This is a genomic window from Cellulomonas taurus (assembly GCF_012931845.1).
Taxonomy (GTDB): domain Bacteria; phylum Actinomycetota; class Actinomycetes; order Actinomycetales; family Cellulomonadaceae; genus Cellulomonas; species Cellulomonas taurus.
Window position 1 is genome coordinate 460,401 of sequence record NZ_CP051884.1, and the last position, 14,152, is coordinate 474,552.

Genomic DNA, 14,152 nt, shown 5'->3' on the forward strand with positions numbered 1-14,152 from the left:
TATCGGCTGTGAGCTGTGCCGCACCCGGGGGCGGACGATCAACGCCCCGCGGCGTAGCCCTGCATGCCGCGCGGGTTGGCACCGGCATGCAGCAGCCCATCCCGGCGGACCCCGGCGGCGCTGACCCGGCCGAGTGCCCACGGCCCGGCGTCCCGCACCGCATGCCCCCGGTCGCGGAGCCCGGCCAGCACGTCGTCGCCGAGCCGACTCTCCGCCTCCACGCCGAGCCGCTCGCTGACCCGCGGGTGGAAGGACGACGGCACATGCGTCGAGTGCCACCCCGGTGCGTCGATCGCCGCCTGGAGGTCGGCGCCCCAGAGCAGGTGGTGCAGCAGGAACGGGACCGTCCACTGGTCCTGCTGGTCGCCGCCGGGGGTGCCGAAGGCGAAGCCGGTGCCGTCCGTGCGCAGGGCCAGTGCCGGGCTGAGGGTGGTGCGGGGTCGTCGGCCGGGGGCGAGGGACGCGGGCAGACCCGGCTCCAGCCAGAACATCTGCGCCCGGGTCGGGAGGCCGAAGCCCAGGCCGGGGACCACCGGCGACGACTGCAACCAGCCACCGGACGGCGTGGCTGACACCCGGTTGCCCCAGCGGTCGACCACGTCGACGTGGCAGGTGTCGCCCCGGGTCTCGCCGGTCGGTCGGGTCGGCAGCGTCGGGTCGGTGCCCTCGCCTGTCCCGGTCGTCTCGATGCGCATCGCGTCCGGGCCGGTGAGCTCCGTCGGCTCGGCCGGGCCGCGGGTCGGTTCGCCGCCACCCGCGCCCACCGCGGCACCCTCGTACCGCCCGGGCCACACCCCGTCGACCGCCTCGCCGAACACGCTCGCGAGCCGGGGTGCGCGGCCACCGGGACGACCGGGTCGCAGCCCGTCGGCCGCCGAGTCGCCGACCAGGGCCGCGCGCTCCGCGGCGTACCGGGGGTCGAGCAGGTCGGTCAGCGGGGTGTCGTCGTCGCCGTACCAGGCCTCCCGGTCGGCGAAGGCGAGCTTGGCCACCTCGATCGCGGTGTGCACCAGCTCCACCGACCCGGGCTCGGCCTCCGCGACGTTCAGCGTCTCCAGCATCTGGAGCTGCTGCAACAGCACCGGACCCTGACCCCAGGCTGCGGTCTTGTGCACCTGCACCCCGGCGAAGTCCACCGCGACGGTCGGCTCCTCGGTCGGGTGCCAGGCGGCCAGGTCGTCGGCGGTCAGCAGCCCGGTGTGGTCGTCGCCGGTGGAGTCCCGGACCGGAGTGCGCAGGAAGTCGTCCATCGCCTCGGCGACGAAGCCGGCGTAGAACGCCCGGTGTGCTGCCTCGATCTGGCTGAGGCGGTCGGGTCCGGCGGCCTCGGCCTCGGCCAGGACCCGACGGAAGGTGGCGGCGAGGTCGGGATTGCGGAACCGGGCACCGGGCTCGGGCAGCTCGCCGTGCGGCAGGTAGATCGACGCCGAGGTCGACCAGTGATCGGTGAAGAGATCGCGCACGGTGGCGATGGTGCGCACGGCGGCCGGGACCAGCGGGTACCCGTCCTGGGCGTAGCCGATCGCGGGGGAGAGGACATCGGCGAGCGGGAGGGTGCCGTAGCGGGCGAGCAGGTCGAGCCAGGCACCGAACGCCCCGGGCACGACAGCAGCCAGGTGGCCGGTGCCGGGGATCTCGCTCAGGCCGAGCTCACCGAAGGCACCGATGGTCGCCTCGGCCGGAGCGGTGCCCTGACCGCAGATGACGAAGGTGTGACCGTCGGCCGCCCGGTGCCCGACCAGCGGGGCGTCGCCGCCCGGTCCGTTCAGATGGGGTTCGACCACCTGCAACGTGAACCCGGCGGCGACGGCCGCGTCGAAGGCGTTGCCGCCCTGTTCCAGGATCCGCATGCCGACCGCGCTGGCGAGCCAGTGCGTGGAGCCGACCATGCCGAAGGAGCCGACGAGTTCCGGGCGGGTGGTGAACATCGGCCCACGGTACGTGCTCAGTCGGTCGACGCCCGGTGCAGCCGCGAGTGCCGGTAGGAGTACCCGGCGTAGACGGCGATGCCGATCGCCAGCCAGACGAGGAACCGCAGCCACGTGGTCACCGTCAGGTTGCTCATCAGCCACAGGCAGGCCACCCCGGCGATGATCGGCAGCACCGGCGACCACGGCACCCGGAACCCGCGCGGCAGGTCCGGGCGGGTGCGACGCAGGATCGGGATGCCGAAGCTGACCAGCACGAAGGCCGACAGCGTGCCGATGTTGATCATCTCCTCCAGCAGCTCGACCTTGGCCAGACCGGCGATCAGCGCGACCGCGATGCCGCAGATGATCTGCAGCCGGGCCGGGGTGTGGAACCGGGGCGAGGTGCGCGAGACGCCGCGCGGCAGCAGGCCGTCGCGGCTCATCGAGAACACGATCCGGGTCAGGCCGAGCAGCAGCACCATGATGACCGAGGTCAGGCCGACCAGGATGCCGACCGAGATGACCTTGCCCGCCCAGTCGGCACCGACCAGGACGAAGGCGGTGGTCAACGAGGGGTCACCGGATTCGGCGAGGGCGGTGTAGGGCACCATCCCGGTCACCACGATGGTCACCAGGATGTAGAGCACCGTGACGATCGCCAGACCGCCGAGGATGCCACGGGGCAGTGCCTTCTGCGGGTTCTTGGTCTCCTCGGCGGTGGTGGCCACCACGTCGAAGCCGATGAAGGCGAAGAACACCAGCGCCGCACCAGAGAGGATGCCGACGATGCCGTAGGTCGTCGGTTCCAGACCGGACAGGAAGGCGAACAGCGACTGGTGCAGGCCGGAGTCGGAGTCGGCGGGCTGCGCGGGCGGGATGAACGGGCTGTAGTTCTCCGCCTTGACGTAGAAGAACCCGGCGACGATCACGAACAGCGTGATGCCGACCTTCAGGATGGTGAAGATGCTGTTCACCCGGGTGCTGAGCTTGGTGCCCACCGCGAGCAGGGTGGTGAACACCCCGACCACCAGCACCGGACCCCACTCGACGTCCACCGGGCCGAGGTGCAGCGTGGTCGGCACGTCCAGGCCGAACAGCCCGAAGGCGTCGGAGAGGTAGACGCCCCAGAACTTCGCGATCACCGCCGCCGCCAGCAGCATCTCCAGGATCAGGTCCCAGCCGATGATCCAGGCCACGAACTCGCCCATCGTGGCGTAACTGAAGGTGTACGCCGATCCGGCGACCGGCAGGGTGGACGCGAACTCGGCGTAACACATGATCGCTAGCGCACACACGACGGAGGCGATGATGAAGGACAGGATCACGCCCGGTCCGGCGTAGTTCGCCGCCGCGGTCGCCCCGACCGAGAAGATGCCGGCGCCCACGGCCACGGCGACGCCGAGCACCGCGAGGTCCCAGGCGGTGAGGTCGCGGCGCAGTGAGCGCTCCGGATCCTCGGCGGTGGTCAGCGAGTCCTCGACGGACTTACGACGCAGGATGCTGCGGTTGATGCCCACGGCTGGCTCCCCTGGGGTCGGCGACGGCGATGAAGCATTCCGTGTGTCACAGGTCCCCGCATCCCGGGTCCGCCATGTGGTCCGGTCAGACGCCGCCGGGGAAGTCGAGCTGCCGCCACGCCTCGTAGAGCGCGATCGACGCCGAGTTGGTCAGGTTCAGTGACCGGCGGCCGGGCAGCATCGGGATCCGCAGCAGGCCGGAGACGCGGGGGTGGTCCAGCACCTCCTGCGGCAGCCCGGTGGGTTCGGGCCCGAACAGCAGGGCGTCACCGTCCTGGTACTCGACCCCGGTGTAGCCCTGGTCGGTGTGGGTGGTGAAGGCGAACACCCGGCCGGGCAGCGCGGACATCGCGTGCTCCAGGTCGGGGTGCACCACGGTGTTCGCGAGGTCGTGGTAGTCCAACCCCGCCCGCTTGAGCCGTGGCTCGTCCATCACGAAGCCCAGCGGTTCGACCAGGTGCAGGGTCGCCCCGGTGGCGGCGGCCAAGCGGATCGCGTTGCCGGTGTTGCCGGGGATGCGGGGCTCGAAGAAGACGACGTGCAGCACGCCGTGATCCTCTCACCTGACATGATCGGGGGTGCCAGCCACCCAGCGTCGAAAGGCCAGCCATGCCCGTCCTGCCTCCCTACCGCGCAGCGGACGACCGCTACGAGTCGATGCCCTACCGCCGCGCCGGTCGCTCGGGGCTGGACCTGCCCGCCCTGTCGCTCGGGCTGTGGCACAACTTCGGTGACGTGAACCCGATGGAGACCCAGCGGGCAGTGCTGCGCCGGGCCTTCGACCTGGGCATCACCCACTTCGACCTGGCGAACAACTACGGCCCGCCCTACGGCTCGGCGGAGACGAACTTCGGTCGGCACCTGGCGCAGGACCTGGCGCCGTACCGGGACGAGCTGGTGATCTCCTCCAAGGCCGGGTACGACATGTGGCCCGGGCCCTACGGCGACGGCGGGTCGCGCAAGTACCTGCTGGCGAGCCTCGACCAGTCGCTGGCCCGCACCGGGCTGGACTACGTGGACATCTTCTACTCGCACCGGCCGGACCCGAGTGTCCCGCTGGAGGAGACGATGGGGGCGCTGCACACCGCTGTGACCAGCGGCAAGGCGCTGTACGCCGGCATCTCCAACTACAGCCCGTCGGCGACCCGGGAAGCAGCGCGCATCCTGGCCGAGCTGGGCACGCCGCTGCTGATCCACCAGCCGTCGTACTCGATGTTCAACCGGCACGTGGAGCAGGTCGCCGAGGGACAGACCGAGGCGCTGCTGGACACCGTCGGTGACCTGGGGGTGGGGATGATCGTGTTCTCCCCGCTCGCGCAGGGCCTGCTGACCGGCCGCTACCTGTCCGGGGACGTGCCCGCCGACTCCCGCGCCGCGCAGGGCAAGTTCCTCACCGCCGAGGCGATCAGCGATACCTACCTGGAGCGCGCCCGCGGTCTGAACGCGATCGCCGAGGGCCGCGGTCAGACCCTGGCCCAGTTGGCGCTGTCCTGGGTGCTGCGGGACGCCCGGGTGACCTCCGCGATCATCGGCGCCTCCTCGGTGGCCCAGTTGGAGGACAACGTGCGGGCGCTGAGCGCCGAACCGCTGACCGACGACGAGATCGCCGCGATCGAGCCGCTGGCGGTGGACGGCACCGGGCGCTGACGATGACCGGTCCGCTGCCCCTGGTCCTGCTGCACGGCCTGACCGACTCCGCCGCGTGCTGGCCGAGTGTAGTCGCGGAGTTCGGCGGCACCCGCGACGTGATCGCGCTGAACGCGCGGGGGCACGGCGGCCGGCCGCTGCCGGACGAACTGTTCACGATCGGCGCGCTCGCCCGGGACGCCGCCGACGCCCTGCGGGACGTGGGTCCGGCGATCGTGCTCGGGCACTCGATGGGCGCCGCCACCGCCGGGGCACTGGCCCTGCACGCCCCGGACGTGGTCGCCGCGCTGATCCTGGAGGACCCGGCCTGGACGGGCGGGAACGACGACGGGGGAGCGCCGCCGTGGTTGGCGGAGGTGGTGGGGCGTTTCTCCGGCCGATCCGTCGAGGAGCTGATGGCGCTCGCCGACCGGGAGTGCGTCGGATGGTCCGACGTGGAGAAGCGCGGGTGGGTGGCGGCCAAGCAGGGGCTCGATCCCCGGATCGCCGAGGTGGAGCACCGGTGGCGAGAGCGGGACTGGGCGGCGGCGATGGCCGAGGTCCGGGTGCCGGTCACCCTGGTCACCGGTGACGTGGACCGTGGGGCGATCGTGACCGCCGCGCGGGTGGCCGGGGTGCGCGCGGCACTGGGGGAGCGGTTGACCCACGTGCCGGTGGCCGGGGTGGGGCACAACATCCGGCGGGAGGCGCCGGGGGAGTTCCTGGCGGCGGTCCGAGCGGCGATCGGTCGGGCCGACCGGGGCTGACCGAGCTGACCGGGGCTGGCCGAGCTGACCGGGGCTGACCGAGCTGACCGAGGCTCATCTAGGCGACCGGACCGGCCGGGTCGACCCGCTCAGGTCCCCGTCACGCGTCGTGCTCGGGCTCCCGCCCGGCGACCACCGCCAGCACCCCCTCGCCGTACTTCTCCAGTTTGCTCGCCCCGACTCCGCTGATCGTGCCCAGCGTCCCGGTGTCCTCCGGTCGGGCGGCGGCGATGGCCCGCAGGGTGGCGTCGTGGAACACCACGTACGCGGGCAGCCCGTTCGCCTTCGCCGTGCGCGCACGCCAGGCCCGCAGCCGCTCGAACAGTTCGGTGTCGGCGTCGTCCAGCGGGGTCGTCTCGGCGGCCGCGCGACGGGACCGGGTGGCGGTGGACCGGGCCACCCGGGTCTCGGTGCGCAGCGGCACCGGGCGCTCGCCGCGCAGCACCACGGCGCTCAGCTCGGTGAGCCGCAGGGTCCCGTAGCCGTCGGTGTCCACGCCGAGGATGCCCCGGGCGAGCAGCTGGCGGACCACCCCGCGCCACTCGGCGTCGGACAGGTCGGTGCCCAGGCCGAAGGTGCTCAGGCCGGCGAGCCCGAGCTGGTCGATCCGCGGGGTGTGCTTGCCGCGCAGGATGTCCACCAGGTGCCCGGCGCCGTAGTGCCGACCGTGCTCGCGCTCCAACCGCACCACGGTGGACAGCAGCTTCTGCGCCGGGACCGTGCCGTCCCAGGTGCTCGGCGGTGCCAGACAGGTGTCGCAGTTGCCGCACGGCTCGGACTGCTGACCGAAGTAGCCGAGCAGCTGCTGGCGACGACAGGTGACCGTCTCGCACAGCGCCAGCATCGCGTCCAGGTGCTGGCCCAACCGGCGCCGGTGCTGGTCGTCGCCCTCCGAGCTGTCGATCATCTTGCGCTGCTGCACCACGTCGCCCAGGCCGTAGGCCAGCCACGCGGTCGACGGCAGTCCGTCGCGTCCGGCGCGCCCGGTCTCTTGGTAGTAGCCCTCCACCGATTTCGGCAGGTCGAGGTGCGCGACGAACCGGACGTCCGGCTTGTCGATGCCCATCCCGAAGGCGATGGTCGCCACCATCACCAGGCCGTCCTCGCGCAGGAACCGGCTCTGGTTGCGGGCGCGCACCGCCCGGTCGAGGCCGGCGTGGTACGGCAAGGCCGGGATGCCCTGGGCGGACAGGAACTCGGCGGTCTGTTCCACCGAGGCCCGGGACAGGCAGTAGACGATCCCGGAGTCACCGGCGTGCTCCGTGCGCAGCAGGTCGAGCAGCTGGGCGCGGGGGTTGTCCTTGGGCACGATGCGGTACTGGATGTTCGGCCGGTCGAAGCTGGACACGAAGTGCCGCGCTCCCTGGGCCGCGGTGAGTTCCAGCCGCTCGGCGATCTCCGCGCGGGTGGCGGCGGTCGCGGTGGCGGTCAGGGCGATCCGGGGCACCTCCGGCCAGCGGTCGTGCAGCACCGACAGCCCGAGGTAGTCGGGTCGGAAGTCGTGCCCCCACTGGGACACGCAGTGCGCCTCGTCGATGGCGAAGACGCTGATCGATGCCCGGCCGAGCAGGTCCAGGGTCTCCGGCACCCGGAGTCGTTCCGGTGCCAGGTAGAGCAGGTCGAGCTCACCGCCGAGCAGTGCCTGTTCCACGGCGCGGCGCTGGGCGAAGTCCTGGGTCGAGTTGAGGAAGCCCGCCCGCACCCCGACCGCCGACAACGCATCCACCTGGTCCTGCATCAGCGCGATCAGCGGCGAGACGACCACCCCGGTGCCCGGTCGGACCAGCGCGGGGACCTGGTAGCACAGCGACTTGCCGCCACCGGTGGGCATCAGGACCAGGGCGTCCCCGCCGGCGATCACCGTGTCGACGATCGCCGCCTGCTCACCCCGGAAGTCGTCGTAGCCCCAGACCTCGCGCAGCACCGCCAACGGCGACTGCCCGGTGTGCGAACCGGCGGCCGGTCCCGTGGGCGCGGCGGTGGCGGCGCGGGGTGCGATGTCCGGGACGCCGTCGTACTCGGGGTCGTACGGCGGTTCCTCGGGGAGCGGCCAGTCGTCGGGGGATGACACCCGACCAGCCTAGGCCGGTCACTCCCGGGGGTGCTCCGGTCGTCCCCAGAATGTGACGCTCGACCCGGGTGTGGAGAGTCGCGCCGTCGAGGGCTACCCTCGATCCCGGACCGGTCGGTCCGCCACGGCACGACGCGAGGAGGTGGCGCGATGAGTGACTCCGCAAGTAGTCCGCATCCGTCGACGCCCGTCGTGCCCTGCGCGCTGAGCTGACCCCGGGTGCCGCGCACTGCGGTGACAGTGCAGCCCGCGTCGAGCCCACAGCCTCGGATCGTCGAGCGTCGTCGGAGAGCTCCGGCACCCATCGGGTGCGCCCCGCCCACCGCTCTGCCGGTCCCCTGATCACCCCTGTACCCGGGCCACGCCTGCGTCGACGTCGACGGCGTTGCCCGGGTGTCGGCGTGCGCACGGAGCCGGTGGCCCTCCCGGTCAGGAGATCCGCCATGACGCCCACGACCACCCTCCACACCCTCGATACCCTGGACCTGCACGACGTGCTGACCGTCGGCACCCCGCGCTCGGTCGAGATCTGGCTCGACACCGTCGGTTCCCGGCGCGCCCGGTCCGACCAGCTCGCCGACCTCTCCGACGAGCAGGTCCGCGCGCTGGTCCGGCTGCTGCGGCCGGACACCGCCCGTGAACTGTTCGGCACCCTCGACCCGCATGCGGTGGCCGAGGTGCTGGACGTGCTGCCGCCGGCCGTCGCCGCCGGGCTGGTCGACTCGATGGAGCCGGACACCGCGGCCGAGGTGCTGCGCGCGGTGGACGACGATGAGCGCACCCGGCTGCTGTCGGCGATGGCGCTGGCCCGCTCGGCGGTGCTGCGTGGCCTGCTCGCCTGGCCGGAGGACTCCGCCGCCGCACAGATGAACCCCGAGGTCGTCACCGTGCAGCCCACCCAGACGGTGCGCGAGGCGGTGGACGCGATCCAGACCCAGTCCCCGGCCCAGGACACCACCGAGGTCTACGTGACGAACCCCGACGACGACGGCCGGGACGTGCTGCGCGGGGTGGTCAGCTTCCGGGACCTGGTGCTCGCCCCCGCCGACCAGCTGGTCGCCGACCTGATGCGGGACGACCCGGTGTGCGTCGAGGCGACCGCCGACCAGGAGCGGGCCGCCCGGTTGATGGGTGAGCACCGGCTGGCGGCGCTGCCGGTGGTCGACGACGGGCGGCTGATCGGGGTGCTCAGCCCGGACGACATCGCGGACATCATGCGCGAGGAGACCACCGAGGACGCCGCGCGGCAGGGCGGCAGCGAGCCGCTGGACGTGCCGTACCTGCGGGCCAGCCCGTGGCTGCTGTGGCGCAAGCGGGTGGTGTGGATGCTCGCGCTGTTCCTGGCCGAGATGTACACCGGTTCGGTGCTGCGGGCGTTCGAGGACGAGCTCGCGACCGTGGTCGCGCTGACCTTCTTCGTGCCGCTCCTGATCGGCACCGGCGGTAACGCGGGCACCCAGATCACCACCACCCTGATCCGGGCGATGGCCACCGGCGAGGTCCGGCTGCGCGACGTGGGCCGGGTGCTCGGCAAGGAGATGACCACCGGCACCCTGATCGCCGTCACCATGGCGGCGATGGCCTTCGTCCGGGCCTGGACCCTGGGCGTCGGGCTGGAGGTGGGGTTGACCGTGGCGGTGTCGGCGGCGGCGATCGTGCTGTGGGCGTCGTTGATCGCGTCCGTGCTGCCGTTGGTGCTGCGCCGGATCGGCATCGACCCGGCGGTGGTCTCCGGGCCGATGATCGCCACCATCGTGGACGGCACCGGGCTGATGATCTACTTCACGGTCGCCCGGCTGTTCATCTCCGCGCTGGGGTAGTGGGCACACCTGGTCTGCGCCGGGTCGGTCGCGGGTCGGTGCCGGGTTGGCTCGGCGGCACCGGGAAGCCCCTACGCTGACCCGGTGCAGGAGAACCCGGCCCCGGTGGAGAGCGTCGACCGTGCCCTGCGGGTGCTGGACCTGGTCGCCTCCGCCGGACCCGGTGGCGCGGCGCTCGCGGACCTGGCCGGGACGCTCGGGCTGCACAAGACCACCGTGCACCGCTCGCTGGCGGCGCTCCGGCACCGGGGCTTCGTGGCCCAGGACCCGCTGACCGGGCGCTACCAGCTGGGCGGCGCGGCGGTGGCGCTGGCCGACCGGTTCTTCGCCGAGGACGACCTGCCCGCCCGCCTGCGCCCCGCGCTGCTCGAGGTCTGCGCCGCCACCGACGAGCTGGTGCACCTCGGGGTGCTCAGCGGCGCGCAGGTGGTGTACCTGGACAAGGTCGAACCCGAGCGGGCGGTGCGGGTGTGGTCGGCGGTCGGCCGTCGGAACGGGGCGGCGGCGACTGCGCTCGGCCGGGCGATGCTGGCGTTCCGCGATCTGCCCCGGTCCACCGCCGACGACTACGCGGCCGCCGCCGGATCGGATCCCGACCGGCTGTGGGCCGAGCTGGTCGCGGCCCGGGAGCGCGGCTGGGCGCAGGAGACCCAGGAGAACGAGCCGGGGATCGCCTGCGTGGCGGTGCCCCTGTTGCGCGGCCCGGGTAGGCCGGTGGCCGCACTCAGCGTCACCGCCCCGGTCGAGCGGATGTCCCCGGAGCGGATGGCCCAGATCCACCGCCAGCTGACCGGTGTGCTGCCCGACCTCCTCCCGCCGGGCCTGACGCTCCCGCGCTGACCCGCCCGACCCCGCCGCGCTGTACGTGCGGTGCTGGTCGGTCCCGGTAGGTCCCGGTCTGGTCCCGGATGGGGCCCGCGCAGCTGTGGCATGCTGGCGTTGCATCCAGTAGCACGCGCGTTGCGCAGAGTGAAACGGAATCCCGATGGACGTCCTCACGCAGTTGTCAGCCTCCCGCCTGGTCCCGGTCGTGGTGCTCGACCAGGCAGCCGATGCCGACGGGCTCGCCTCGGCGCTGGTCGCCGGGGGACTGCCGGTGGCCGAGGTGACCTTCCGCACCGACGCCGCCGCCGAGTCGATTCGGATCATGGCCGACCGCGGTGACGTGCTGGTCGGTGCGGGCACCGTGATCACCCCGGCGCAGGTCGACCAGGCGGTCGCCGCCGGGGCGCGCTACCTGGTCTCGCCGGGCACCTCCCGCGCGGTGATCGAGCGGGCACAGGAGCACGGCGTCCCGGTGCTGCCCGGCGCGGTGACCGCCACCGAGGTGCAGGCGGCGCTCGAACTCGGGCTGGACACGGTGAAGTTCTTCCCGGCCGGGACCTCCGGCGGGGCGCCGGCCATCTCGGCGCTGTCGGCTCCCTTCGGCGGTGTGCGGTTCGTGCCGACCGGCGGCGTCGGGCCGAAGAACCTGCACGAGTACCTGGCGCTGCCGTCGGTGGCGGCGGTGGGCGGCTCGTGGATGGTGCCGCGCGACCGGGTGCGGGCCGGGGACTTCGACGGGGTGCAGGCGCTGATCGCCGACGCCGTCGCCCTCGCGCAGTCCCTGCGGCCCTGACCCCCGCGCGCCGAGGACCCGCGCGTCACCCCGGCGCGCGTGCCACACACCCACGGCGCGCATCCCGTCCGGGCGGCAGCACCGCCCACCCGAGCCGACCTCGAGGAGACCCACGATGACCACCCTCCCGCTCCGTCCCGCCGCCGACTGCCGCTACGACGCGGTGTCCCTCGGTGAGGTGATGCTGCGCCTGGACCCCGGTGAGGGTCGGGTGCGCACCACCCGTCAGTTCCGCGCCTCGGAGGGCGGTGGCGAGTACAACGTCGCCCGCGGTCTGCGCCGCGCCTTCGGCCTGCGCACCGGCATCGTGACGGCGTTGGTCGACAACGAGGTCGGTCGCCTGGTCGAGGACTGCATCCTGGCCGGCGGCGTCGACACCGAGCACATCCGCTGGGTGCCGTCGGACGGGGTGGGCCGCAGCGTCCGCAACGGACTCAACTTCACCGAGCGCGGCTTCGGGGTACGCGGCGCCGTCGGCGTCTCGGACCGGGGCCACACCGCCGCGTCCCAGCTGCGGGCCGAGGACGTGGACTGGGACGACCTGTTCGGTCGCCAGGGCGCCCGCTGGCTGCACACCGGTGGCATCTTCGCCGCGCTCAGTGAGACCTCCGCCGAGACCACGCTGGCGGCGGTCAAGGCAGCCCGCGCGCACGGCACCCTGGTGTCCTACGACCTGAACTACCGGCCCAGCCTGTGGAAGTCGATCGGCGGCCAGGCCAAGGCCCAGGAGGTCAACCGGGCGATCGCGCCGTACGTCGACGTGATGATCGGCAACGAGGAGGACTTCACCGCGTCGCTCGGCTTCGAGGTCGAGGGCGTGGACGCCGACCTCGCCGAACTGGACGTCTCCGGCTTCGCGGCGATGATCGACCGGGTGGCGGCCGAATACCCGAACTTCCGGGTGATCGCCACCACCCTGCGCACCGTCCGGACCGCCACGGTCAACGACTGGGGTGCGATCGCCTGGTCCGCCGACTCCGGCCTGGTGCGGGCCACCCACCGCGAGCGGCTGGAGATCCTGGACCGGGTCGGTGGCGGCGACTCCTTCGCCTCCGGGCTGATCGCCGCGCTGCTCGACGGCGAGCCGCTGGCCACCGCGGTCGAGTGGGGCGCGGCGCACGGTGCGCTGGCGATGACCACCCCGGGCGACACCTCGATGGCCAACCGCGCCGAGGTGCTCAAGCTGGCCGGCGGTGGCGGCGCGCGCGTCGACCGCTGAGCCGGGAGAACACGACGAGGCCCGGTGGTCGAGCTGACCACCGGGCCTCGTCGGGTGCGGATCACTTCACGTCGTCGTCGACCCAGTCGAAGGTCTTGGTCACGGCCTTCTTCCACAGCCGGTACTGACGGTCACGCTCCGAGGAGTCGATCTTCGACTCCCAGCGGGTGTCCTCGGCCCAGTTGTCGATGACGTCCTGCTCGCCGTTCCAGTAGCCGACCGCGATACCGGCGGCGTAGGCGGCACCCAGGGCGGTGGTCTCCGCCACCTTCGGCCGGATCACCGGCACGTCGAGGATGTCGGCCTGGAACTGCATCAGCAGGTTGTTGGCGGTCATGCCGCCGTCCACCTTGAGCTCGGTGAGCGCCACGCCGGAGTCGGCGTTCATCGCGTCCATCACCTCGCGGGTCTGGAAGGCGGTGGCCTCCAGCGCCGCACGGGCGATGTGGTTGCGGTTCACGAACCGGGTCAGGCCGACCAGCGCGCCGCGGGCGTCCGACCGCCAGTACGGGGCGAACAGCCCGGAGAACGCCGGCACGAAGTACGCGCCACCGTTGTCGTCGACCTTGCTGGCCAGGTACTCGATGTCCGGGGCGTCCATGAACATGCCCAGGTTGTCCCGGAGCCACTGCACCAGCGAACCGGTGACCGCGATCGACCCCTCCAGCGCGTACACCTGCGGGGCGTCACCGATCTTGTAGGCGACGGTGGTGAGCAGGCCGTTCTTGGAGGCGACCGGCTCGGTGCCGGTGTTCAGCAGCATGAAGTTGCCGGTGCCGTAGGTGTTCTTGGCGTTGCCGACCTCGAAGCAGGCCTGGCCGAAGGTGGCCGCCTGCTGGTCGCCCAGGATGCCCGCGATCGGCACACCCGGGACCAGTCCGCCCTTGCGGCCCTCGCCGTAGACCTCGGAGGAGGAACGGATCTCCGGGAGCATGGACATCGGGATGCCCATCTCGGCGGCGATCTCCTCGTTCCAGGTCAGGTCGTCGACGTTCATCAGCAGCGTGCGCGAGGCGTTGGTGACGTCGGTGACGTGGATGCCGCCGTCCACACCGCCGGTCATGTTCCACAGCACCCAGGAGTCGGTGTTGCCGAAGGCCAGCTCACCGCGCTCGGCCTTCTCCCGGGCGCCCTCGACGTTGTCCAGGATCCAGCGGACCTTGGGGCCGGAGAAGTAGGTCGCCAGCGGCAGACCGGTGCGCTCCTTGTAGCGCTCGGCCCCGCCGCCCAGCGCCGCGAGGTCGTCGCAGATCTTCTGGGTGCGGGTGTCCTGCCAGACGATCGCGTTGTAGACCGGCTGACCGGTCGTGCGGTCCCAGACCACCGCGGTCTCGCGCTGGTTCGTGATGCCGATCGCTGCCAGGTCGGTGTAGGTCTTGTTCGCGCGGGACAGGGCCAAGCCCACGACCTCGCGGACGTTGGTCCAGATCTCGTTCGGGTCGTGCTCGACCCAGCCGGCCCGCGGGAAGATCTGCTGGTGCTCGGTCTGGCCGACCGACACGATCTGACCCGCGTGGTCGAAGATGATCGCCCGGGACGAGGTGGTGCCCTGGTCGATGGCCATGACGAACTTGTCGGACATGTCACTTCCTCAAATGTCAGGG

General features: G+C 72.3%; 11 protein-coding genes. 6 read left to right on the forward strand and 5 right to left on the reverse strand.

Annotation, left to right across the window (positions count from 1 at the left end; translation table 11 throughout):
* Positions 1 to 38 precede the first annotated feature (38 nt).
* From HGK68_RS02145 to HGK68_RS02155, 3 genes are all read right to left on the reverse strand, one after another.
* Positions 39 to 1,928, reverse strand: a complete 1,890-nt coding sequence (locus HGK68_RS02145; protein ID WP_169164479.1) for a gamma-glutamyltransferase family protein — start codon at positions 1,926 to 1,928, stop codon at positions 39 to 41.
* A gap of 17 nt (positions 1,929 to 1,945) precedes the next feature.
* Entirely contained in the window at positions 1,946 to 3,427 is a 1,482-nt protein-coding gene (locus tag HGK68_RS02150; protein ID WP_246260512.1) for an APC family permease, read from the reverse strand.
* Between the two features lie 85 nt (positions 3,428 to 3,512).
* On the reverse strand, positions 3,513 to 3,974 hold the full coding sequence (locus HGK68_RS02155; protein ID WP_169164480.1) for a tRNA (cytidine(34)-2'-O)-methyltransferase: 462 nt from the start codon (positions 3,972 to 3,974) through the stop codon (positions 3,513 to 3,515).
* 62 nt (positions 3,975 to 4,036) lie between these two features.
* Between HGK68_RS02155 and mgrA the strand changes: the two genes are divergently transcribed.
* The gene (mgrA, locus tag HGK68_RS02160; protein ID WP_169164481.1) at positions 4,037 to 5,074 is read left to right on the forward strand and encodes an L-glyceraldehyde 3-phosphate reductase; all 1,038 of its coding nucleotides are present in this window, start codon (positions 4,037 to 4,039) and stop codon (positions 5,072 to 5,074) included.
* A 2-nt stretch (positions 5,075 to 5,076) separates the two neighbouring features.
* Positions 5,077 to 5,820: an alpha/beta fold hydrolase gene (locus tag HGK68_RS02165; RefSeq protein ID WP_169164482.1), complete on the forward strand. Its 744-nt coding sequence runs from the start codon at positions 5,077 to 5,079 to the stop codon at positions 5,818 to 5,820.
* A gap of 100 nt (positions 5,821 to 5,920) precedes the next feature.
* Here HGK68_RS02165 and recQ read toward each other — a convergent pair whose 3' ends face one another.
* Positions 5,921 to 7,891: a DNA helicase RecQ gene (recQ, locus tag HGK68_RS02170; protein WP_206155784.1), complete on the reverse strand. Its 1,971-nt coding sequence runs from the start codon at positions 7,889 to 7,891 to the stop codon at positions 5,921 to 5,923.
* A gap of 443 nt (positions 7,892 to 8,334) precedes the next feature.
* Between recQ and mgtE the strand changes: the two genes are divergently transcribed.
* The 4 genes from mgtE to HGK68_RS02190 all read left to right on the forward strand — a co-directional run bounded on the left by mgtE (position 8,335) and on the right by HGK68_RS02190 (position 12,548).
* Positions 8,335 to 9,711, forward strand: a complete 1,377-nt coding sequence (gene mgtE, locus HGK68_RS02175; protein WP_169164483.1) for a magnesium transporter — start codon at positions 8,335 to 8,337, stop codon at positions 9,709 to 9,711.
* A gap of 84 nt (positions 9,712 to 9,795) precedes the next feature.
* Positions 9,796 to 10,551, forward strand: coding sequence for an IclR family transcriptional regulator (locus HGK68_RS02180; protein ID WP_169164484.1), 756 nt, complete (start codon positions 9,796 to 9,798; stop codon positions 10,549 to 10,551).
* 145 nt (positions 10,552 to 10,696) lie between these two features.
* Entirely contained in the window at positions 10,697 to 11,329 is a 633-nt protein-coding gene (gene eda, locus HGK68_RS02185; protein ID WP_169164485.1) for a bifunctional 4-hydroxy-2-oxoglutarate aldolase/2-dehydro-3-deoxy-phosphogluconate aldolase, read from the forward strand.
* Positions 11,330 to 11,444: 115 nt separating this feature from the next.
* A complete protein-coding gene (locus HGK68_RS02190) occupies positions 11,445 to 12,548 on the forward strand; it encodes a sugar kinase (protein ID WP_169164486.1) in 1,104 nt (367 codons plus the stop codon).
* 61 nt (positions 12,549 to 12,609) lie between these two features.
* Here the strand turns inward: HGK68_RS02190 and glpK are convergent, their stop codons facing one another.
* Positions 12,610 to 14,130: a glycerol kinase GlpK gene (glpK, locus tag HGK68_RS02195; protein ID WP_169164487.1), complete on the reverse strand. Its 1,521-nt coding sequence runs from the start codon at positions 14,128 to 14,130 to the stop codon at positions 12,610 to 12,612.
* Between the last annotated feature and the right edge of the window lie 22 nt (positions 14,131 to 14,152).

Bases quoted from the DNA above. Each gene is read 5' to 3' on its own strand.
- HGK68_RS02145 (WP_169164479.1), bottom strand. From the start codon at position 1,928: ATGTTCACCACCCGCCCGGAACTCGTCGGCTCCTTCGGCATGGTCGGC.
- HGK68_RS02165 (WP_169164482.1), top strand. From the start codon at position 5,077: ATGACCGGTCCGCTGCCCCTGGTCCTGCTGCACGGCCTGACCGACTCC.
- eda (WP_169164485.1), top strand. From the start codon at position 10,697: ATGGACGTCCTCACGCAGTTGTCAGCCTCCCGCCTGGTCCCGGTCGTG.
- HGK68_RS02190 (WP_169164486.1), top strand. From the start codon at position 11,445: ATGACCACCCTCCCGCTCCGTCCCGCCGCCGACTGCCGCTACGACGCG.
- mgrA (WP_169164481.1), top strand. From the start codon at position 4,037: ATGCCCGTCCTGCCTCCCTACCGCGCAGCGGACGACCGCTACGAGTCG.
- mgtE (WP_169164483.1), top strand. From the start codon at position 8,335: ATGACGCCCACGACCACCCTCCACACCCTCGATACCCTGGACCTGCAC.
- glpK (WP_169164487.1), bottom strand. From the start codon at position 14,130: ATGTCCGACAAGTTCGTCATGGCCATCGACCAGGGCACCACCTCGTCC.